The sequence below is a fragment of the Nonomuraea rosea genome (genome assembly GCF_039539705.1).
Taxonomy (GTDB): Bacteria; Actinomycetota; Actinomycetes; order Streptosporangiales; family Streptosporangiaceae; genus Nonomuraea; species Nonomuraea rosea.
Window position 1 is genome coordinate 141,754 of sequence record NZ_BAABDQ010000021.1, and the last position, 21,403, is coordinate 163,156.

A 21,403-nucleotide genomic window follows, 5' to 3' on the forward strand; every position below is an offset into this window, starting at 1 on the left:
GCCACCATTTGCACCCTTAAGATTCCGGCCACGGCATTCAGCCCTACCGGACTCCTCCGCAGAAGCCGAGGCCATCACCCGTCGCCCCCTTCAGCCGACGGCGGTTTTCCACAGCCCTGGCAGAGCGAGCTCCCTTAATCCCCAGAACCTCGCTCGGCCAGAAGCAGCCCACCATCGCTCCGGCACCCTTAGGGCCCATGACGACCAACGGCTCCACTTCTGCCGCCACCCCCACCCCATGCTCAGCCACCATCACACCACGCTCGGCCACCCCCATCCCCACCCCAAGCTCTGCCACCTCCGCTTCCAGCTCGCCCTCCTTCGTTCCCACCCTCACCGCAGCACCCGCCCCCGCCGCCGCCCCCGCCTCCGCCACCAGTCCCGCCGCGCCGGTCGCCCCCGCCATCTCAGCCACCACTCCCGCCGCCCAAGCCGCCGCGCCCGGAGCCCTTTCCGGAGCGACCTCAGCAAGCAATGCGGCCGACACCTCCACCACCGAGGCCGATCTCCCTGATCTCCCCGACTTCCCCGATCTCCTCGATGCCACCGTCACCCCCGATGCCGCCGACACCACCCTCGAAGCCTCCGAGCAGGAGCGGGAGCCGAAAGACCTGGGGCAGGAGCCGGAGCCAGGGCCGTGCCTCACCCTCAGCAGTCCCGCCGACATCCTGGCCGCCGTGCCCTACCTCGTCGGCTTCCACCCCCACAACAGCCTCATAGTGATCGGCCTCGCCCACGGCCAAGCCAAGGTGGTGGCCAGGTGGAGCCTGCCCCTGCCCCCAGGCACCCTTGGCCCCTTGGCCCCGCTCTTCGACCGGGAGGGCGTGACCGAGATCGTCATAGTCGGCTACGGCCCAGGCGAGGTCGTCACGCCGGCGGTCGACGAGGCCAGGCTCCTCGCGACCGGCGCCGAGGTCCACGTCGGCGAGGCGCTCCGAGCCCACGAGGGCCGCTACTGGTCATACGTCTGCAACCTCGCGATGTGCTGCCCCGCGCAAGGCACCCCGTACGACCCTTCCACCAGCCAGGTCGCAGCCGAGGCGACCGTACACGGCCTCGTCGCCCTCCCCGATCGCGAGACCCTCGAACGCACGATCGCCCCCGTAACCGGCCCCGTACGCATGGCGATGAGCCATGCCACCACCGACGCCATCACCGAGTTCCGCGCGAAGATCATGGCGGCACCCGACCTGGACGCGTTCGCCAAGCAGTTCGTCGCCGAGGGACTCGTCAGAGTCCGATCAGCCCTGACCACCCACATGGAGGGCGGCCGTCTGGACGACGCGGAAGTGGCGAGACTGGGCCTGGACCTGGCGATCACCAGGGTTCGTGACGAGGGGTGGACCATGATGCACGAATCCCACGCCCTCCTATGGAAGGACCTGACCCGCAGGCTGGAGCCCCGCTTCGCCCCACCGGCCGCTTCCCTGCTGGCCATGGCCGCCTGGCGGGCGGGCAACAGCGTCCAGGCCACCATCGCCGTCGAACGCGCCCTCGCCATCGACCCCAACTACTCGATGGCCAATCTGCTCATGCACGCCCTGCAGAACCTGCTGTCGCCCACCATCATGCGAGGCCGCCTGCCCACCCCCGCCGAACTCGACGCGACAATGGGCCCCGCCCACGCGGCCTGGCTACTTCCCCTGATCAACCTTCTCGACGATGAAGACCTGCAATCCCCACCGGAATGACAGGCCCCATCGAAGTCGGCTCCTCAGCTGGGGCGCGGCCGCCCACTGGCTCAGACGGGACGCCCAGTGAGGTGGGGCGGGCCCGCCCACTGGCGCAGGCCGAGGTCGCCCAATGGCTCGGACGGGATCGCCCAGTGAGGTGGGACGGGGCTGTCCAACAGCCCAGGCGGGGGTCGCCCACCGGCTGGGGCGTGGTCAGCCTAGGGTTCGGGCGGGGCTGCCCAATGAAGTCGGACGGCATCCCCCAGTGGGATCAGACGAGGCTGCCCAACGGTTCAGGCGAGGGCAGCCCACTGGCTCGGGGTGGTCGGCCTATGGCTCAGGCGGGGCCGCCCAATGAGGTCGGACGGCACCACCCAATGGGGTCGAAACGTGCCGCGGTGGCGGACAGGAGGGTCAATGCATAGGCGAACTGGCCGTCAGTTCCTACTCCAAACCTTCCTCGCGGCGACGGCGCTCGTTATAAGCGCGCATACGCTGCGGATATCCGGTCAGCTGAACGTCGTATACCGGCAGAGCAAGATCGCGTGCGACCTTGCGAATCACTGCGGGCGCACCGACCCTGCGCCGGGTCCACTCGCCGTCGTCGGCCACGGCCACCGCGGTCGTATCAGTGGCAAAAGTCTCTGGCTCGACATAGAACTCGACGCCGCGCCGCGAACGCGCAAAAGCGATAAGCGCTTCGATGTCGGCGTCGGTCGCCTCGCGGTCGAACTTCGCGACCTTAGGGCCGCGCAGCCGACGAATGCCGTAGCGGTCTCGCCATCTCATGAGTCCTTTTTATACCGTCTGAAGGCCTTGCGTCGGGGATGATCTAGGGGACATCTCCGGGATTCTCCTGATGGCATCGCCCACCTTCGCGACGCAGTATGAGTGGTAACTGCTTGATTCTCGAAGGAGAGGCATGGCGACTATGGCTGGGGTACCTTCAACCCCTGGACCGGAACGGGTGCCGCCAGCTCAACTGCGCGTCACCAACCAGGACCGCGAGCATGTGGTGGAGCACGTCCAGACTGCCTACGCGGAAGGCCGTTTCGACAAGCTCGAGTTCGACGACCGGCTGGAGCGCGCGATGACGGCGCGCACGCACGGCGACCTGATGCCGATCATGACCGAGCTGTACGGCGCACGAGCCGTACCCCAGCTCAGCACCCCGCTGCCGCGACCGGTCCGCTCGGAGCGCGCCCCGGAGAGCAACGAACGCCTCGGCGGCGCCGCCGCACACATGCTGATGGTCATCGGCATCCCGATCATCGGCCCGCTGATCCTGCTGCTCACCGGCGGCAAGACGTCGCCCTACATCCGCAGGCAGGCGCTGGAGGCACTCAACTTCCAGATCACGGTGGTCGGGGCAACGGTCCTGCTGCCCTTCACCGTCATCGGGGTCATCCTCCTGCCGTTCATCTGGGTGGCAGCCGTCGTCCTCTCCATCGTCGGCGGCGTCTCCGCCCTGACGGAAGGCGTCTTCCGCTACCCGATGACCATCCGCCTGGTGAAGTGACGCCACCGCCGCCCCACACACCCACCCACCTCCGCCGTCCAGAGTCTCTATCCGGGCCTCCTGCGGGCCTGCCTCTACCTGGGCTCCATTCGGGCCTCCATGCAGGCCTCCGCCCGGGCCTTCATGCGGGCGCCCGCCTGGGTCTGCGCCCGGGCCTCCGTGCGGGGTCTCCATGCGGGCGCCCGGGTCTCCATCCGGACCCCTACATGGGCGCCCGTCCGAGCACCCCACAGAGCTCTCATCCGGGCGTCCACATGGGCACTCCGGAGAAGCCCAATCTTGGGCCTCGACCGGGCATTCCACAGAGCCTCATCTGGGTCTCCGCCCGGGCGCCCATTCTGGCCTCCTACGGGGCGCTCGTCCGTGCCTCCATTCGGGTACCCCACAGAGCCTCCACCACCTGGGGCGTTCACAGGGTGTCCGCTTGGGCATCCCACAGAGTCCCATCTGGGCCTTCACCCGGGCGCCCAGTCGAGCCTCCTATGGAGCGCTCGTCCGTGCCTCCATCCAGGCACTCCACAGAGCCTCACCTGGCGTCCGCTCGGGCATCTCAACCCGAGGCTCCGTGAGGCGGGGCCCGACGTCTGCTCGCGCTCCTGCCTCGACCCGTCCAGGACCGTACCCGACGCTGTGGGCGGCTGAGGCCTCTAAAGGTGCTCTTCGTTCAGGCGCTCAGGGCTGAGGCCTCAATGGCACCTTCGCTCGTCCAGTGGGCGTCCGAAGGCTGGTCTGATCTCGCGCGCTCTCTCGCTCCACCGCGCCCCGCCCACGCCTCGCCGTCGCCCCGCCCTCGCTCCACAGCGCCCGCCCACGCCCACGCCTCGCCTCGCTCCACCTCGCTCACGCCTCGCCACGCCGTCGCCCCGCCCAGGCCTCGCCCAGGCCTCGCTCTGACTTTCGGCTGTTCTCCGTCTCACTCCGCGCCACCCCAGGTGTCCGTATCCCGTCCCGGGTGTCCGGCCGGGCCCTCGGTCGGTGGGCGTCTAGTGCGCCCTGCCCGTCTGGTGTTGGGCGCCCATGGTCGGCGGCCTTGGGGTGATGTGCGGTTGGGTTCTCAGGGGTTGGCATGTCGGGTCTCAGGGTTGGCGGCCGTGGTGTGTCCGGCGTGAAACTCGGCTGATCCAGCGGCTCCGGCGGTGGCCTGTCCGTTGTGGAGGGGACAGTGGCAACGGACAGGCCGTGGCAATGGACAGGCCGTGGCAACGGGGAGGCTGTGAAGGCGGGCAGGCCGCGGCAACGGACAGGCCGTGAAGGCGGGTCAGGCGGTAGTGGTGCGTACCGCGGTGACCACGACCGTCGCGTACCGCATCGTGAAGCTGCCGCCTATGGCGTCGACGGCGGCCCCGACGCCCTCCAGCACCTCGGCCAGCGTGTCCGGCGGGAGCCGGGTGAAGGCGCCCTGGGTCGGCAGCAGGTCCAGCAACTCGTCCCGGGTGCAGGGGTGCTCCCAGTCGAATCGCCACTGCTCCGTCTCGCCGAACCCGCCACCCGCCCGGATCCCGTCGGCGACCTTGTCGAACATCAACTGGTACATGTCCACTGCATTCTTCATCATCCCTTTGAAGTCGAACGGTCCGTCGGGCATCACCCGCTGGCAGACCGTGGCAATGGCCTCATCCAGGCCAGGGGGAAGCTGGGACACGTTCCAGAATGCTGCCCACCGGCCGCCGGGGCGCAGCACCTGTGCGGCCTTGACCGCTCCTGCGACAGGGTCCACCCAGTGCCAGGCCATTCCGGCGATGACCGCGTCGAAGTCCCGGCCGACCGGGTCCCAGGCTTCGAACGTCGCCACTTCCGCCTCGACCCCGCTGTGCCGCGCGAAGTCGGCCATCCGGGGGTCGGGCTCCACGCCCAGCACCTTGCAGCCGGCCGCCTGGAACTGGCGGGCTTCGATGCCGGTGCCGCATCCGACGTCGAGGACGTCAGGTCCAGGGCAGGCGGCGACGATCCGGTCCACCATGGCCTGGGGATATCGGGGACGGGCCCGGTCATAGCGCTCGGCATCATTACCGAACGACTCCGCCACCTGCCTGTGTCGATGGGGTTCTGGATCAGGGGTAGGCGTTCCCGCCGGCGATATAGTGGGCATGCGCCCACCATAGTGGGCATGTGCCCACTCGGCAAGCGAGTGTGCCCTGCGAGCGAAGGAGCATGCGCGATGCCGACAGGAGTGGCCCTCCGACGACGTGCGCGAGCAGCTGTTCGACGCCGCAGAACGCGTTCTGCTCCGGGACGGTCCCAATGCGCTGACCAGCCGGGCGGTCACCACGGAGGCGGGGTGCGCCAAAGGTGTACTGCGCCGGCGCTTCGCCGGCTTCGACGCTTTCCTCGCCGAGCTCGTGCTCGACCGCATCGGCCGGATCGAGGCTCGGTCGGCCGCGCTGCACGACTCCACCGGGGGCGTCGCCGACAACCTCACGGGTGCGCTGACGGCTCTGTTCGAGTCGGTCGCTCATGGTCCGCAGTGATGGCCTTGGCGGCTGGTCTGCGGTCATGGTCCGCGGCGCTGGCTCCGATAGGTGGCGGTCCGCGGCGGTGGTCCGCGGTGATGGCCCTTGGTAACTGGCCTGCGGTGGCGGTGTGCGCCTTGGTGGGAATGGAGGCCCTGGGCCGTTCGCGTGGATGGGGACCGTAAAAGGGAGCGCGTCGTCTCCGACGAGGTCTTGGGCGCGGGACACGGCTCCGGCGATGAGGCTCATTCAGCACGCCATGCCCGCCCTCTCGCGGCAACGGTGCCTGGTGATCAAGCCGGTGCCGGCCCTCTCGGGATTCGAGCGCGTCTGTGTTCAACCGGTGGCTGTCCGGACGGCTGCTGGTGCCGGGGTCGTATCAAGCTACTGGGCTGGTGGCGTGTGGACGTGCTTCGGCCGACAGGGGGTGGGAGGGTGTCAGCGGGCCAGGACCTCGTATTTGACCCTCATGACGCCCGCACCCGTGTTCCCGATGGCGGCGAAGGCGGCTCTGGAGAGGTCTAGGCAGCGGCCGCCGATGTACGGGCCGCGGTCGTTGATGCGGACCGTGACCGATTCGCCGTTGTTGGGGTTGGTGACGCGGACCTTGCTGCCCAGCGGGAGGGTTTTGTGGGCGGCGGTCATGGCGGAGGGGTTGAAGCGTTCGCCGCTGGCCGTCATCTGGGGCTCGCCGTAGAACGAGGCGCCGCAGGAGCCGGTCGAGAGGACGCGGAGCTTGGGCTTCGAGGTTTCCTTCTTGGCTCTGGGCTCCTGGGACTTGGTGGCCTTCGCGCTGGTCGGCTCCGGAGTCTTGGTGCTCTTCGGGTGAGCGGCCTCCGGGGGCTTGGGGGCCGGGGAGGTCGTCGTGGGGGTGGGGCGGCGGGTGGCTTCGTTCGGGGTTGCGGCATGGCCTGCGGCCGGCTTGGCCGAGGGGGTGGATGCGGCGAGGGCGGTGGTGCGCTCAGGGGAGTCGTCGTTGCCGATGGCCGCCCAGGCGGTGGTGGAGGCGGCGGCCACGACGGCGGCGCCGGCCGCGATGAGGGGCCAACGGCGCTTGGCGGGGGCGGCTTTGCGCTCCTGAGGGGACGGCTTGTACGAATGCTGGCCCAAGGTAAACCACGGTCCTAGCTAGGGGATAGGAAAGGGAAAGGCCAGGTCGAGGGGGGTGGGCGGCGTTCCTTGGCCGATCCGTCGGCGGGGTGGGGATCCCGCGCGGTGAGGACGAACATATGGGACAAACGGGAGGTAAAGACAACTTAATGGGACATATAGTGATATATGTCACTTATGCCGCAAGTTTGCCAAGGACGCCGAGCGTACGCCGAGGATCTTCTGATTTCTGGAGAACGCGGAAAGCTCGGAAATATGGCTTGATCGGGTCAAAGATGATCGGCTCGCGGGTGCAGGATGTCCGACTGCCGGATAGCGAGCTCAGGGTTGCGGCGGGCGTTCTCGCGGCCACGCGCGCGTCACGGCCGCCGCCCGCGCCGCCTTGTGCCAGCTCACCGCTAGGGGGCACCGGGGGTGGGGGAGGAGTCTCGGGTGGGCTGGTGGTTCCGTGTCCGGGCTGGTGACGGTGGTGCGGCCTTGCGGTTGGCGGGGTGGGTTCGCGTGAGTCTGGTGGGTGGGGGTGGTTGCGTGCTGGTCCGGTGGTGGGGGGTCGCGTCGGTTGGTGGTGGAGGTCTCACGAGTGGTGAAGGGGCGGTGGGGGGAACCGCCCTGGTGTCAGCTGGTCGTCGGCACCACGTCAGGCACGTACGCCTCCAGCACCGCGAGGCTGTCCTCGTACATGTGATGCCGCACGATCAGCCCGTCCACCACCGTGAGATGCAGCGCGAACGTCATCGTGAAGCGCCTTCCCGTTGCTCGTACCCGCTGTGAGCTGCGCCCGACCACGACCGCGTCCGCCCCATCGACCAGCACGCGGTCCACCGACACCACGGCCTCGTCGGGCGGGCAGTGCTCCGGGAACGTCCGGTAATGGTCCGCTACGTCGGCCCGCGTCGCTCGGGGCCTGATCCACGGCACCACCGGATGGTCCGCCACCGGCCAGCTGACCTTCCAGTCCACCTGGGGTGCGTAGAGCTCGGCGATCCGCTCCGGGTCGCCCTCCCCGGTGCGGCGCAGGAACTCCTCGACAATCTCTCTCGTCATTTCAGCACGTTAAGGGCATATCACTGACACCGGCTGTCAGCGTCACAGCATGAGCGAGCGAACCGTCTCCACCGTGTCGGCGTCCTCCACCCGCTTGTCCGGGCGGTAGCGCAGGACCCGGGCGAAGCGCAGCGCCATGCCGCCGGGATAGCGCGGCGAGCGCTGGACCCCGTCGAAGGCGATCTCCACGACCAGCTCCGGCCGCAGCAGGACCGTCCACGCGTCGGTCGGGCCCTCGGCGAGCTCGAGGAAGCGCTCGGTCTGCCAGGCCAGCAGCTCGTCCGTCAGGCCCTTGAACGTCTTGCCGAGCATGACGAACCCGCCCTCGGGATCGCGCGCGCCCAGATGGAGGTTGGAGAGCTTGCCCTCGCGGCGGCCGTGGCCCCACTCGGCCGCAAGGACCACCAGGTCGAGCGTGTGCCGGGGCTTGACTTTGATCCAGCCCGCGCCCCGGCGGCCCGCCGCGTAGGGGGAGGCCAGGGACTTGACCACCAGGCCTTCGTGGCCGGCCTTCACCACGTCGGTGAAGAACTTCTCCGCCTCCGCCACGTCCCCCGTGATCAGGTGGGGAGTCAGCAGGCCATGGGGGACCGTGCGCGTCAGGGCCTCCTGACGGCGCGTATAGGGCAGATCGAGCAGGTCGTCGCCGTCGACGCGCAGGGCGTCGAAGAAGAACACGCTCAGCGGCGTCTGCTCGCGGAGCTGGGCGACGTTGGTCTTGCTGCTCACCCGGCTCGCCGTGACCTGGAACGGATGGGGGCGCCCGTCGGGACGCAGGGCGATCACCTCGCCGTCGAGCACCAGATCCTCCGACGGCATCTCCAGCAGCGCCTCGACCAGCTCGGGCACCTGCGGCGTGATGTCGTCGAGCGTACGGGTGAAGACGCGCACCTCCGAGCCCGAACGATGGGCCTGCACGCGTACGCCGTCGAGCTTCCACTCCAGCGCCGCGGGCGTGCCCGCCTTCTCCAGCGCGGCGGCGACCTTGGGCGCGCTGCCCGCCAGCATGGGGGAGACCGCCCGGCCCACCTCCAGCCGGAACGCGTGCAGCGACTCGACCCCGCCGGCCAGCGCGGCGGCTCCGACGGCGGGCAGCCAGCCGCGCAGCGTGAGCGCGCGCCGGACGTCGGCCGACGGCGCGCCGGAGGCCTTGGCCACCGCCTCGATCATGACGCCGTCGAGCGCGCCCTGGCGCAGCTCGCCGTGCAGCAACCGGCGCATGAACTGCTGCTCCTGGCTCGTCAGCCCGGCGAACAGGTCGGCCACCAGGGCCTTGCGCGCCGACTGCGAGCCCTGCCCGGAGACCGCCTTGATCCGCGACAGCAGCGCGTCGACGGCGGTCAGGGTGGCGGTGGCGGCCAGCTTGGGCTGTGGAAGATCCTCCAGCGTGCGCCAGCCCACGCCGACCTGTCGCTGGGGCAGCTCGCCGGAAAGGTAGGAGATCGCGATCTCCGCCTCCTCCGGGCCGACCCTGCCAAGCAGCTCCGCCAGATGGCCGATCTTGCCGAGCCTGGCGGACGTGCGCGTCACCGCCTCGGACACCCGGACCACGTCGATCAGAAGCACACGCCTATGGTGCCTCACCCGGCCGACATTTCCCCACCCGGTATTGGACGAGTGTGTCGCAACCGTCGTGAGCCGACCATGAGCATGGCGCGGCGGGACCCGGCCATGATGGCGGTTGGCGGGATCCGGCCATGGTGCGGGGGGCTCGGCCGTGGCGCGGCGGGGCGTGGCCGTGGCGGGGTGGAAGCCGGCCGTGGTGTGGCGGGAGCCGGGCGGGGGTGCCGCGGGCCGCCGTGTGAGCGGCCCGCGGCACCGCGCGGTGTGTCGGCCGAAGCCGCGCAGGTCGCCGACCAAGCCGGCAGATGCCGTACGAGGTTGGTGACCAAGCCCGCTGACGCCGTGTGAGGTCGGTGACCGGACTGCCTGACGTCATACGAGGTCGGTGACCGGACTGCCTGACGTCGTGCGGGGTCGGTGACCAAGCCGGCTGGCGTCGTGCCAGGTCGGCGACGGTGCGGTGGGTCAGCTGACGCCGAGCAGGTCGACGACGAAGATGAGCGTCTCGTTCGGCTTGATGCGGGCGCCGGCCCCACTGCTGCCGTAACCGAGGTGCGGCGGGATGGTCAGCTGGCGCCGGCCGCCGACCTTCATGCCCGCGACACCCTGGTCCCAGCCGGCGATGACGCGACCGGCGCCGAGGGGGAACTCGAACGCACTGCCGCGGTTCCACGACGCGTCGAACTCCTCTCCGGTCGAGAACGCCACGCCCACGTAGTGAACGCTTACCTTCTGGCCGGGCTTGGCCTCCGGGCCGTCGCCCACGGTCAGGTCGACGATCTCCAGGTCAGCGGGCGGGTTGCCCCCCGGGAAGTCGATCTCGGGCTTTTCGAGTGCCACGAAGTGCTCCTGTTGACGATGAGGAATGGACCCGACGACTCTATGCGGTCGGGATATCGTCATCGTTCATGGCCGCCCTTTCTCCCGACGCGATCCTGCTCACCGGGCGCGTCGCCGTCGTCACCGGAGCGGCCCGGGGCATCGGGCTGGCGATCGCCGAGGCGTTCGCCGCGTTCGGTGCCCACGTCGCCGTCTGCGACCGCGACAAGCCTGCCGACATCTCCGACGAAAGGTCCCACGCCGAGCTGGCGATGACCCTCGACGTACGGGATCACGTGGCCGTGGAGCTGTTCGCCCAGGCCGTACGCGAGCGGTGGGGCCGCGTGGACGTGCTGGTCAACAACGCGGGCGGCACCTTCCACGCCGCGTTCGCGGAGACCTCGCCGCGCGGCGAGCAGATCCTCATCGAGGAGAACTTCACGCAGGTCACCGGCATGACCAGGCGCATGCTGCCGATGATGGGCGCCGGCGCCTCGATCATCAACGTGACCTCCAGCGAGGCGCACCAGGCCGCACCGGGCTTCGCCCTGTACGCGGCCATGAAAGCCGCGCTGGAGAGCCTGACCAAGTCCCTGTCGCTGGAGCTGGCGCCCCGCGGCATCAGGGTCAACGCGATCGCGCCCGACGCGTTGCAGACGGCCGGCGAGTCGGGCGTGCGCGAGCGCATGCTGGCCCGTCCGCTGCCCTACGACCCGGTACGGGTGCCGCCGCTCGGCCACCTCGGCCGGCCCTGCGACGCTGCGGGGGCGGCCCTGTTCCTGGCCGGAGACCTGGCCAGGTTCGTCACGGGGACGACGGTGCACGTGGACGGAGGGATCCACGCCGCAGGCGGCTGGCGTCGCGTCTGAGGGCGAGGGCGGGGGCTGCGTCAGGCGCCCAAAACCCAGGCGCCCAAGAGCCAGGCGCCCAAGAGCCAGGTGCCTAGAGGCGAGGGCGCCCGGGGGCGTCACCAGCTCTGATGCAGCGGCATGCCCTCCGCGTACCCCGACGAGCTCTGGACCCCCACCACCGCCTGCGCGTGGAACTCCTCCAGATTCCCCGCCCCCGCATACGTGCACGACGACCGCAGCCCCGCCACGATCGCGTCGATCTGGTCCTCCACGCTGGGCCGCTTCGGATCGAGATACATCCTGGACGTGGAGATGCCCTCCTCGAACAGCGCCTTCCTGGCCCGGTCGAACGCCGAGTCCTCGGCCGTCCTGAGCCGCACGGCCCGCGCGGAGGCCATGCCGAAGTTCTCCTTGTACTTGCGCCCGTTCGCATCGGTATGGGTGTCACCGGGCGACTCGTACGTCCCCGCGAACCACGAGCCGATCATCACGTTCGAGGCCCCCGCGGCCAGCGCCAGCGCCACGTCGCGCGGGTGGCGCACGCCGCCGTCCGCCCACACGCGCCGCCCCAGCCGCCGGGCCTCGGCCGAGCACTCCAGCACGGCCGAGAACTGCGGCCGTCCGACCCCGGTCATCATGCGGGTGGTGCACATGGCGCCCGGCCCCACCCCGACCTTGATGATGTCGGCCCCCGCGGCCACCAGATCGCGCACGCCGGACGCCGTCACCACGTTGCCAGCCGCGACCGGCACCCCCGGATCGAGGGCCCTGACGGCCTGCAGAGCGGAGATCATCTTCTCCTGGTGGCCGTGCGCGGTGTCCACGACCAGGCAGTCGACCCCGGCCTCCAGCAGCTCCTTGGCCTTGGCGGCCACGTCGCCGTTGACGCCGACCGCGGCCGCGATGCGCAGCCGTCCCATGTCGTCGAGCGCGGGCTGGTAGAGGGTGGCGCGCAGGGCGCCCGTACGGGTCAGGATGCCCACCAGCCGCCCGCCCTCGTCCACGATGGGCGCCAGCCGGTGCCGCCCCTCGTGCAGCCGCTCGAACGCCGCGCGCGGGTCCAGCCCGGCCGGCAGCGTGAGCGGGTCGCCGGACATGACGTACGAGAGCTGCGTGAACATGTCCACGCCCTGGCAGTCGGCCTCGGTGACCACGCCGACCGGCCGGTTGTCCCAGTCGACCACGATGACCGCGCCGTGCGCCCGCTTGGGCAGCAGTTGCAGCGCCTCCCCGACGGTGTCGTGGGGGGTGAGGGTGAGGGGCGTGTCGTGGACGAGGTCGCGCTTCTTGACCCAGTCGACGACGTTCGCCACGACGTCCAGCGGGATGTCCTGCGGGATGACGGTGATGCCGCCCCTTCGTGCCACGGTCTCGGCCATGCGGCGGCCGGCGACCGCGGTCATGTTCGCCACGACGATGGGGATGGTGGTGCCGGTGCCGTCGTTCGACGATAGGTCGACTCCGAGCCGGGAACCGACCGAGGAGCGCGACGGGACCATGAACACGTCGCTATAGGTCAAATCGTAGGGAGGATCGAGGTCATTGAGAAACTTCACGTTCATCCATCTTATGTGGTGACAGTGTCATCAAGGGGTTTCCCCCTTTCTCGGGGGCTTATGATCGGCCGGGACACTTTTGGGGGAGGGGAGGGTCTGTGGACGTCATTGATCGGGCCGAGCTGGTCGTGGTCGGCTTCGCCGTACGCACCACGAATGCCGACGAGATGGATCCCGCACGGGCCAAACTGCCGACTCTGTGGCAGCGGGTGGGCGCGCCGGGGGCCTTCGCGCACGTGCCGGGACGACTCGACGAGAACCTCTACGCCGTGCTGACCGACTACGAGAGCGGCCACAACGGGGCCTACACGCAGATCGTCGGGACCGGGGTGCGCACGGTGCCGCGGATCCCCGAGGGCATGGTGGCCGTACGCGTGCCGGCCGCCCACGCGCTGCGGCTGGCGGCCCGCGGCCAGATGCCGCAGGCCCTCGTCGAGGCGTGGCAGCGGGTGTGGAAGCACACCGAGTCGGGCGGCACACCGTCGCGCGCCTTCACGACGGACCTCGAGGTCCACCACCCCGAGGGGGCCGACCTCTACATAGCGGTATAAGTCAGAGTCCGAGCGCGGCGGCCGCCGCTTCGACGGCCGTCGGCTTGACCTCTTCCAGCGGCAGGTGCGCGTACTCGACCGAGCAGTCGGACATCCCGCCGAGCGCCACCGTCGCCCGGATGTGCTGCGCCTGCGTGAGCTCGGGCCCCAGCAGCAGCGTGATCACCTGGCGCCGCCAGTCGAACATGCGCGCCCCCAGATCCAGCACGCCCAGCGTCGACAGCTCGCGCACCACCATGACGATCACCTCACGGTGCCGCCAGATCAGGTCGAAATAGTCGTCGAGCAGCTCCCTGGCGTCGCCCGGCTGCCGCGTGCTCACGAACCGCTCGATGTCCTCGATCATCGGCTGGATGATGCTGCGCACCAGGTCGTCGCGTGAGGCGAAGTGATAGTAGAGGGCGGGCTTGGTGATGCCCAGCCGGTCGGAGATCTGGCGCAGGCTCGTGTTCTGGACGCCCTGCTGGGCGAACAGCTCGCGTGCCACGGCCTGGATGCGTGCTTTGGTGTCGCTGGGCATGCGCCCAAGAATACCCCTTACCTATCGTTAAGTAAGATGCTAGCGTCGCACTTACCATCCGTTAAGTAAGGAGGAGGCCATGCGAGTCCTCATCTCGGGCGCGAGCATCGCCGGGCCGGCTCTCGCGTACTGGCTCACCAGGTACGGCTTCTCCGTCACGGTCGTCGAACGGGCCCCCGGGCTGCGTAAGACGGGCGGTCACGCGGTCGACCTGTTCAGGCCGGCGATGGACATCGTCGAGCAGATGGGCGTGCTGGAGCCGGTGCGGGCGAAGAAGACCGGCACGGAGCACCTGACGATCTTCAGAGAGGGCGTGCGCAAGCCCATCGAGCTGGAGCTGCGCCGCGTCATGAACGCCGTCTCCGACCGGCACGTCGAGATCATGCGCGACGACCTCAGCGAGATCTTCTACGACGTCACCCGCGACGACGTGGAGTACGTCTTCGGCGACTCCATCGCCTCGATCTCCGAAGCGGGCGAGGTGGTCTTCGACGGCGGCCGGACGGAGACGTACGACCTGGTGATCGGCGCCGACGGCCTGCACTCCAACGTCCGTGGCCTGGTCTTCGGCCCAGAGTCGCGCTTCACCACCTGGATCGGCGCCTACCTGGCCGTCCTCACGGTGCCGAACCACCTGGGGCTCGACGGCCGCATGGAGGGCATCGCCGGGGTCGGCAGGATGGCGGCCATGTACGGCGCCGCGGATCTGGAGGACGCGCGGGCGGGGTTCTTCTTCAGGACGCCGGAGCCGCTCGACTACCACCACAGGGACGTCGCCAGGCAGAAGGAGCTGCTGCGGGCCCGCTTCGAGGGCATGGGCTGGGCGGTGCCCACGCTCCTCGCCGAGCTGGACCGCACGCCCGCGTTCTACTTCGACTCGATCACCCAGCTCCGCCTGGACACCTGGTCGCGCGGCCGGGTGACGCTGGTGGGCGACGCCGGCTACTGCCCGGGGCCGGCGGTCGGAGGCAGCACGAGCCTGGCGGTGGTGGGCGCCTACATCCTGGCGGGCGAGCTGGCCGCGCACGGCGGGGACCACACGCGGGCCTATCCGGCCTACGAGGCCGAGATCGGCGACTACGTGCGCCGCAGCCGCTCGTTCGCCGTCGGCGCGGCCAAGCGCATCGTGCCGCGCACCCGGTTCGACCTGTGGGCGCTCGCGCAGGGCATGCGGCTGATCAACCACCTGCCGGCCGCGCTCACCAAGGCGGCCACCAAGATCAGCAGCAAGGGGGTGCGCCTGCACGACTCGATCGAGCTGAAGGACTACTCGGCCTTCAACGCCGCCGGAGCACGATCGGGAAGGACGTCACGCCCCTGACGAAGGCGTTGGGCAGGATGCGCGGCCCTTCCTGATCCGCCCAGGCCGCCGAGCCCACCCGGTCGAGCCACTCCTCGAAGAAGATCCGCAGCTCCAGCCGGGCCAGCGCCGCACCCAGGCAGAAATGGGCGCCGTGGCCGAACGCGATGTGGCCGCCCGGCTTGCGGGTCACGTCGAACACCTCCGGCTCGTCGAACACCTCGGGATCCCGGTTCGCCGCGCCGTACATGAGCAGGACCTGCTGCCCCTCGGTGATCCGCTGTCCGTGCAGCGAGGTGTCGCGGGTGGCCGCGCGGCACATGTTGAGAATCGGTGTGGTCCACCTGATGAACTCCTCCACCGCCCCCTCCATCAGCCCCTTGTCCGCGCGCAGCAGCCGCCACTGGTCCGGGTGGCGGATGAGCGCGTCGATGGTGGTGGCGATGACCGTCCTGGTGGTCTCCGCGCCGCCGTCGAGCAGCAGCAGCGCGTCGTTCGCCAGGCTCGTGTCGTCGTAGCCCGGGGTGGCGCACCACAGGGACATCAGGTCGTCGCGCGGGCTCGCGCGGCGCTCCGCGGCCAGGGCCAGCACGGCCTCGCCGTACTCGCCGGCGGCCACGGCGGCCTCGTGGGTGACGTAACGCAGGCCGCCGCCGGCCACGATCGTGGTCTCCGACCAGTGCTTGAGCTTCGGCCAGTCCTCGTCGGGGAACCCGAGCAGCCAGCCGATCATGCGGGCGGGCAGCGGCGCGGCCAGCTCCGGCACCGCGTCCACCGTGCCCTGCTCCAGTGCCCGTTCGAGCTGCTCGACGACGACCTCGCGGACGCGGGCGGCGTAGCGCTCGTGTACGTGGCGCGGCGTGAAACGGCGGTAGACGAGGCGGCGGCGCTCGGCGTGCCCGGGATCGTCCAGGCCGATCATCGACGGCTCTGAGGGCAACTGGGGGCGGTAGCCGCCGGTGCTGGTCCACAGCTTGGGGTCGCGCTCGATGGCCGCGATGTCGGCGTGGCGGGAGATGCCCCACAGGCCGTTGGCCGCGTCGTAGTAGGCGGGGGCGTGTTCGCGCAGCCACGCGTACACGGGGCCGGGGTCGCCCGCGTACAGGGCGCCGTCGAGCAAGTCGGGTAAGTCGGGTGGGCCGTTCATGCGAGCACCCCTTGGCTGCGTAGCTTGTCCGCCTCCTCCTGCGACAGGCCCCAGGAGGACAGGTCGGTCAGGCGGGTCGCGGGGGAGAGGTCCTGCGCGGGGACGCCGAGCAGGCGGGGCGCGGGCAGCGGCTGGGCGAGGCCCCCGACCTCGGTGAAGCTGCCGCGGGCGACGTTGTGCGGGTGGGTGGCGGCCTCCGCCATGGACAGCACGGGGGAGACGCAGGCGTCGGAGCCCTCGAAGAGCGCCTCCCACTCGGCCCGCGTCCTGGTCTTGAACTCCTGGGCCAGCCGGGCCTTCAACGCGGGCCACTGGCTCCTGTCGTTCCTGTCGGGCAGGTCCGTCAGGCCCATGAGGGTCACCATGGCCTCCCAGAACTGCGGCTCCAGCGACCCGACGGCCAGATGGCCGCCGTCGGCCGTCTCGTACGTGTCGTACTGCGGGGCGCCGGTGTCCAGGAGGTTCGTGCCGCGCGGCCCCCAGTGACCGCTCGCCGCGGCCTGGTAGAACATCGCGAACAGGATCGACGCCCCGTCCACCATGGCCGCGTCGATCACCCGGCCCGCACCCGTCCGCTCCCGCTCGAACAGGGCGAGCAGCACCCCGTACGCGAGCATGAGCCCGCCGCCGGCGAAGTCGCCCAGGATGTTGATCGGCGGCGTCGGCTTGTCCCCTTCGCGGCCCAGCATCGACAGGATCCCGGAGACGGCGATGTAGTCGATGTCGTGCCCGGCGGTGGGCGCGAGCGGGCCGTCCTGCCCCCATCCGGTCATGCGGCCGTAGATGAGCCGCTCGTTGACCGCGTGCAGATCCGCCGGCCCGATGCCGAGCCGTTCTGCCACGCCCGGCCGGAACACCTCGATCACCGCGTCGGCGTTCCTGGCCAGCTTCTTGAAGGCCGCGACGCCTTCCGTGGACTTCAGGTCGAGCCCGATCGTGTGCTTGCCGCGGTCCATGACGTCCGTGCGCGGCCGGTCGGAGACGGCGCCGACCCGATCGATTCGCAGCACGTCAGCGCCGTGATCGGCTAGCATCATTCCCGCGAACGGCCCTGGGGCGAGCCCTGCGAGCTCCAGCACGCGCACACCCGCAAGCGGACCCCGGCGAACTTCAGGCATGGACCTCTCCTCGGTGTGGACTCTGCCTCAGTAGAACAACATTCGGTGACCTGTGGCAAGCCGCCTTCGCGACCTTCCGGCGAAGTTGTGGGAGGTATGGGAAACTTGCCCACTGTTCGGGTGGTCTACAGATAGCCGCGTGCGCGGATATCTGCAGCAGGCGCATGCGCCGCTACAGGGGTAGGACATGGTTTCGGATGGCAACCGGCTCATCGCAGGGCGCTACCAGTTACTGCGCGAATTGGGTCGCGGGGGAATGGGCGTGGTCTGGGAAGGTGGCGACACCCTGCTCAACAGGCAGGTCGCCATCAAGGAAGTGCTGCTGCCCGACGGGCTGTCGCCGGGGGACCAGGAGCGCCAGCTCATGCGTACCGCCCGCGAGGCGCGTATGGCGGCCAAGCTCAACCACCCGTCGGTCGTCGCCGTCTACGACGTCGTCGAGGAAGGCGGCCGGCCCTGGATCGTGATGGAGCTGCTGCGCCATCCCTCCCTGGAGGAGGTCGTGCTCACCACGGGCGCGCTGCCCGTGCGGCAGGCGGCCGACGTGGGCAGGCAGGTGCTGTCCGCGCTGAAGGCGGCACACGAGACCGGCATCCTGCACAGGGACGTCAAACCCAGCAACATCCTGCTGGCCGACGACGGCCGGGCCGTGCTGACCGACTTCGGCATCGCCACGGCCGAGGGTGACGCGTCGCTCACCCAGACCGGCATGGTGACCGGCTCACCGAGCTTCCTGGCCCCAGAGCGGGTGCGCGCCGCCGAGGCGGGGCCGCCCTCGGACCTGTGGTCGCTGGGCGCCACGCTGTACGCCTGCATGGTCGGGCGCTCGCCGTTCGAGCGGGGCGACCCCATGTCGACGCTGAACGCGCTGCTCACCGAGGAGCCCGACTACCGCAGGATCCCGCCGGCCATGCACCCGGTCCTGCGCGGCCTGCTGCGCAAGGAGCCCGAGGACCGGCTGGACGCGGAGGAGACCGACCGCCTGCTCGCGGCCATCGTCGCGAGCAAGCCCGCGCACACGGACCTGGACGTGCCGGCGAAGAAGCGGGGCGGGCGCGGCCGGGCCCTGCTGGCCGCGGGAGCCGCGGCGGTGCTGATGGTCGCGGGCGGCACGGTCGCCTACTTCAGGCTCTCCTCCCCGGCGGAGGGAACCCCGCGCAGCACCGCGCAGCCGGCCGCGGCGATCAGCCCGCTGCCGAGCATGACGGCCACGCCCACCATGACCCCGACGCCGACCCCGACGCCCACCGTGAGCAAGATCGTCCCTGCCGTACGCGTGTGGAAGTCGCGTGACGGCTGGTCGATCATGCGGCCGACGGGCTGGCGGGGCGCGCTCAACGAGGCCTACACCGAGTGGACGCGCCGGGACCGGGGCGCCCACCTCGGCGTCGAGGCCCGCTACGCCAACACCGACCCGAGCCAGGTCATGCGCGACGCGGAGGAGACGGTCCGGCAGAACGCCGCGAACGTCGTCAACCGCGGCCGCAGGACGGTCGTGCACCAGGGCGCCAAGGCCGTGGAGTGGGAGTTCTCCTGGACCGCGGGCGCCACCGGAGACACGCCCTGGACCACGCCGGGCACCCGTTACCGCGAGGTGCGCAGGGCGGTGGCGATCGGCGACACCGCCTATCTCCTGTCGTGGACGGCCACCGAGGCCCAGTGGCTCAGGAACAAGGGGCTTATGCGGCAGGTGATCAGCAGCTTTACTGTGGGGGCATGAGCCCCTGGAACCTGCTCGCCCTGCCCCCGCTCCCCGAGGAGCTGATGCGCCGCCTGCTCGCCCCGCTCGGCGACCAGGTGACGGTGCGCGTGCCCGCGGCGCGCGACCGGGAGGCGCTGCTCGCCGCGCTGCCTGAGGCGGAGATCGTGCTCGGCGACTGGACCGGCACGCTGGCGCTGGACGCCGAGGCGGTCAAGTCGGCGCCGCTGCTGGCCTTCGTGCAGCAGCCCTCCGTGGGCGTGGACGGCCACGACCTCGACGCCCTGGCCGCCGCCGGGGTGCCGCTGGCCAACACGCCGGGGGTCAGCGCCGTGGCGGTCTCGGAGTGGTGCCTGGCCGCGACGCTGTCGCTGTCGCGCAAGCTGGGCGCCGCCGACGCCGCCGTACGCGCGGGCGAGTGGCCTCAGCAGGGCCTGCAGCCCCGCGAGCTGCGCGGGCGCCGCGTCGGCGTGGTCGGCTACGGCCCGATCGGCGCCGGCTGCGTCGAGATGTTCCGCGCGCTGGGCTGCCAGGCGTCCTACTGGACCCGTACGCCACGCGCGGACGCCGGCTTCGAGGAGCTGGACGCGCTCGTGTCGGGCAGTGACGTCGTGGTGGTCGTGATCGCGCTGTCCGACGAGACCCGCGGCCTCATCGACCCCGGCCGGATGAAGCCGGGCTCCCTGCTGGTGAACGCGGCCAGAGGCGGGGTCGTGGACCAGGAGGCGCTCGTCGAGGCCCTGCGCGCGGGCCATCTCGGCGGGGCGGCGCTCGACGTGTTCGACGAGGAGCCGCTGCCCGCCGCCGACCCGCTGCGCGACCTGCCGAACGTCCTGCTGTCGCCGCACGTCGCCGGCGTCACGCCGGAGGCCACGAGCCGCCTGCTCACCGCCACCATGGACAACCTGACCGCCGCCATCGAGGGCCGCGAGGTGGACGGGGTCCTGAACGGCGTATCACCGACGATCAACAGGAAGTTTACGGATTCGCCTACCACGTAGGCATTTCACCTGCCACGCTGAACAGTTTTCGTGTCTTTAACGACCCCGGTCTGGTCCGGCTCGCTCGTGAGAGATACCGTCTTACGGACGATCTCTACCAGCTCCAGGGGGTGCTTCCGTGACGACGACGATGTCGACACACCAGCGGGCAGTAGAGCAGATCCGGCAGTCGTACGCCGAGATCCCCGGAGGTGCCGCGCCCCGGCTGGCCAAGTCCACGTCCAACCTGTTCAGGTTCCGTGACCAGGGCCGGACGGCCAAGCTGTCGGCCAGGGACCTCGACGAGGTCATCAGCGTCGATCCGGAGACCATGACGGCCCAGGTTCAGGGCATGACGACGTACGAGCACCTGGTCGACGCCACGCTGCCGCACGGTCTCATGCCCTACGTGGTGCCGCAGCTCAAGACGATCACGCTGGGCGGTGCCGTGACGGGGCTCGGCATCGAATCCACCAGCTTCAGGGACGGCCTGCCGCACGAGTCGGTCGAGGAGCTCGAGATCCTCACCGGCGACGGGCGCATCGTGGTGGCCCGCGCGGACAACGAGCATCGCGAGCTCTTCCGGTCGTTCCCCAACTCCTACGGCACGCTCGGCTACGCGCTGCGCATCAAGATCAAGCTGCGCAAGGTCCAGCCGTACGTCCATCTCACCCACGTCAAGTTCACCGACGCCGCCAAGTGCATGCTGGCCATGCAGGAGATCAGCGACAGCATGGTGTACGACGGGGAGAACGTCGACTTCGTGGACGGCGTCTTCTTCCAGCCGGGTGAGATGTACATCACCCTCGGCCGCTTCGCCGAGCGCGCGCCCTACGCCTCCGACTACACCGGGATGCGCATCTACTACCAGTCGATCAGGCAGCGCAACCGCGACTGGCTGACCATCCGCGACTACCTGTGGCGCTGGGACACCGACTGGTTCTGGTGCTCGCGCGCCTTCGGCGTGCAGCAGCCGATGGTCCGCTCGCTGATGCCGCGCCGCTGGATGCGCTCCGACGTCTACCGGCGTCTCGTGGCGCTCGACCGGAAATACGGCGTGACCGCCCGCGTCGACAGGTGGCGCGACCAGCCGGTGCAGGAGTCGGTGATCCAGGACGTGGAGGTCCCGGTCGAGCGGGGCGCGGAGTTCCTGGAGTTCTTCCACGACAAGGTGGGCATGACGCCGGTGTGGATGTGCCCGCTGCGGGCGTCGTCCCGCTGGCCCCTCTACCCCCTGGAGCCGAACAAGCTCTACGTCAACTTCGGTTTCTGGGGAATGGTGCCGCTGCCACGGGGGCAGTTCGACGGCTACTACAACCGGCTGATCGAGAACTCGGTGCACGAGCTCGACGGTCACAAGTCGCTCTACTCGACTTCCTTCTACGCCCGTGAGCAGTTCTGGCAGCTGTACAACGGTGACGCCTATTGGCCGGTCAAGCGGGAATACGACTCGAACAGTCGCCTGCTGGACCTGTACGAAAAGTGTGTACGGGGAAGGTGAGC

The 21,403-nt window shown here is 70.0% G+C and carries 18 protein-coding genes and 1 pseudogene; 9 read left to right on the plus strand and 10 right to left on the minus strand.

Annotated elements, in window-relative coordinates; all coding sequences use genetic code 11:
- Positions 1–197: 197 nt before the first annotated feature.
- Complete coding sequence (locus tag ABEA43_RS38520) at positions 198–1,691, plus strand: DUF4192 domain-containing protein (protein WP_345569857.1); 1,494 nt, start codon at positions 198–200, stop codon at positions 1,689–1,691.
- A 426-nt stretch (positions 1,692–2,117) separates the two neighbouring features.
- Here ABEA43_RS38520 and ABEA43_RS38525 read toward each other — a convergent pair whose 3' ends face one another.
- On the minus strand, positions 2,118–2,462 hold the full coding sequence (locus tag ABEA43_RS38525; RefSeq protein ID WP_138698403.1) for a hypothetical protein: 345 nt from the start codon (positions 2,460–2,462) through the stop codon (positions 2,118–2,120).
- A 178-nt stretch (positions 2,463–2,640) separates the two neighbouring features.
- Here ABEA43_RS38525 and ABEA43_RS38530 point away from each other — a divergent pair, with 178 nt between their 5' ends.
- The gene (locus ABEA43_RS38530) at positions 2,641–3,192 is read left to right on the plus strand and encodes a DUF1707 and DUF4870 domain-containing protein (RefSeq protein WP_345569858.1); all 552 of its coding nucleotides are present in this window, start codon (positions 2,641–2,643) and stop codon (positions 3,190–3,192) included.
- Positions 3,193–4,450: 1,258 nt separating this feature from the next.
- On the opposite strand, the gene ABEA43_RS38535 is transcribed toward ABEA43_RS38530, so the two are convergent.
- Complete coding sequence (locus tag ABEA43_RS38535) at positions 4,451–5,281, minus strand: class I SAM-dependent methyltransferase (RefSeq protein WP_345569860.1); 831 nt, start codon at positions 5,279–5,281, stop codon at positions 4,451–4,453.
- A gap of 69 nt (positions 5,282–5,350) precedes the next feature.
- Here ABEA43_RS38535 and ABEA43_RS38540 point away from each other — a divergent pair.
- Positions 5,351–5,645 (plus strand): annotated as a pseudogene (locus tag ABEA43_RS38540) (TetR family transcriptional regulator); the annotation flags it as partial.
- 435 nt (positions 5,646–6,080) lie between these two features.
- Here the strand turns inward: ABEA43_RS38540 and ABEA43_RS38545 are convergent.
- From ABEA43_RS38545 to ABEA43_RS38560, 4 genes are all read right to left on the minus strand, one after another.
- A complete protein-coding gene (locus tag ABEA43_RS38545) occupies positions 6,081–6,752 on the minus strand; it encodes a septal ring lytic transglycosylase RlpA family protein (RefSeq protein WP_345569862.1) in 672 nt (223 codons plus the stop codon).
- Between the two features lie 615 nt (positions 6,753–7,367).
- Complete coding sequence (locus tag ABEA43_RS38550) at positions 7,368–7,796, minus strand: nuclear transport factor 2 family protein (RefSeq protein ID WP_345569864.1); 429 nt, start codon at positions 7,794–7,796, stop codon at positions 7,368–7,370.
- A gap of 42 nt (positions 7,797–7,838) precedes the next feature.
- Positions 7,839–9,362, minus strand: coding sequence for an ATP-dependent DNA ligase (locus tag ABEA43_RS38555; protein WP_345569865.1), 1,524 nt, complete (start codon positions 9,360–9,362; stop codon positions 7,839–7,841).
- Positions 9,363–9,824: 462 nt separating this feature from the next.
- Positions 9,825–10,199 carry an FKBP-type peptidyl-prolyl cis-trans isomerase gene (locus ABEA43_RS38560; RefSeq protein ID WP_345569866.1) on the minus strand — a complete coding sequence of 125 codons (375 nt, stop codon included), beginning with the start codon at positions 10,197–10,199 and terminating at the stop codon, positions 9,825–9,827.
- A 68-nt stretch (positions 10,200–10,267) separates the two neighbouring features.
- On the opposite strand from ABEA43_RS38560, the gene ABEA43_RS38565 reads away from it, so the two are divergent.
- The gene (locus ABEA43_RS38565) at positions 10,268–11,047 is read left to right on the plus strand and encodes an SDR family NAD(P)-dependent oxidoreductase (protein ID WP_345569867.1); all 780 of its coding nucleotides are present in this window, start codon (positions 10,268–10,270) and stop codon (positions 11,045–11,047) included.
- Between the two features lie 98 nt (positions 11,048–11,145).
- On the opposite strand, the gene ABEA43_RS38570 is transcribed toward ABEA43_RS38565, so the two are convergent.
- Positions 11,146–12,585, minus strand: coding sequence for a GuaB1 family IMP dehydrogenase-related protein (locus ABEA43_RS38570; protein WP_345569868.1), 1,440 nt, complete (start codon positions 12,583–12,585; stop codon positions 11,146–11,148).
- A gap of 98 nt (positions 12,586–12,683) precedes the next feature.
- Between ABEA43_RS38570 and ABEA43_RS38575 the strand changes: the two genes are divergently transcribed.
- Complete coding sequence (locus ABEA43_RS38575) at positions 12,684–13,136, plus strand: GyrI-like domain-containing protein (RefSeq protein ID WP_345569870.1); 453 nt, start codon at positions 12,684–12,686, stop codon at positions 13,134–13,136.
- Between the two features lies 1 nt (position 13,137).
- Here the strand turns inward: ABEA43_RS38575 and ABEA43_RS38580 are convergent, their stop codons facing one another.
- Positions 13,138–13,656: a TetR/AcrR family transcriptional regulator gene (locus tag ABEA43_RS38580; RefSeq protein WP_345569872.1), complete on the minus strand. Its 519-nt coding sequence runs from the start codon at positions 13,654–13,656 to the stop codon at positions 13,138–13,140.
- A 79-nt stretch (positions 13,657–13,735) separates the two neighbouring features.
- Between ABEA43_RS38580 and ABEA43_RS38585 the strand changes: the two genes are divergently transcribed.
- Positions 13,736–14,977, plus strand: coding sequence for an FAD-dependent monooxygenase (locus ABEA43_RS38585; protein WP_345569874.1), 1,242 nt, complete (start codon positions 13,736–13,738; stop codon positions 14,975–14,977).
- Here ABEA43_RS38585 and ABEA43_RS38590 read toward each other — a convergent pair.
- Together ABEA43_RS38590 and ABEA43_RS38595 are read right to left on the minus strand one after the other, a co-directional pair.
- Positions 14,934–16,103 (minus strand): cytochrome P450, encoded by a 1,170-nt coding sequence (locus ABEA43_RS38590; protein WP_345569877.1) that lies wholly within the window; start codon positions 16,101–16,103, stop codon positions 14,934–14,936. The genes ABEA43_RS38585 and ABEA43_RS38590 overlap by 44 nt on opposite strands.
- The gene (locus ABEA43_RS38595; protein ID WP_345569879.1) at positions 16,100–17,221 is read right to left on the minus strand and encodes a CaiB/BaiF CoA transferase family protein; all 1,122 of its coding nucleotides are present in this window, start codon (positions 17,219–17,221) and stop codon (positions 16,100–16,102) included. The genes ABEA43_RS38590 and ABEA43_RS38595 overlap by 4 nt, the downstream gene beginning before the upstream one ends.
- Positions 17,222–17,408: 187 nt before the next feature.
- Between ABEA43_RS38595 and ABEA43_RS38600 the strand changes: the two genes are divergently transcribed.
- The 3 genes from ABEA43_RS38600 (at position 17,409) to ABEA43_RS38610 (ending at position 21,401) form a co-directional block, all read left to right on the plus strand.
- Entirely contained in the window at positions 17,409–18,941 is a 1,533-nt protein-coding gene (locus tag ABEA43_RS38600) for a serine/threonine-protein kinase (RefSeq protein WP_345569881.1), read from the plus strand.
- Entirely contained in the window at positions 18,938–19,921 is a 984-nt protein-coding gene (locus ABEA43_RS38605; RefSeq protein WP_345569883.1) for an NAD(P)-dependent oxidoreductase, read from the plus strand. The genes ABEA43_RS38600 and ABEA43_RS38605 overlap by 4 nt, the downstream gene beginning before the upstream one ends.
- A 130-nt stretch (positions 19,922–20,051) precedes the next feature.
- Complete coding sequence (locus ABEA43_RS38610; RefSeq protein ID WP_345569995.1) at positions 20,052–21,401, plus strand: FAD-binding protein; 1,350 nt, start codon at positions 20,052–20,054, stop codon at positions 21,399–21,401.
- Positions 21,402–21,403 lie beyond the last annotated feature (2 nt).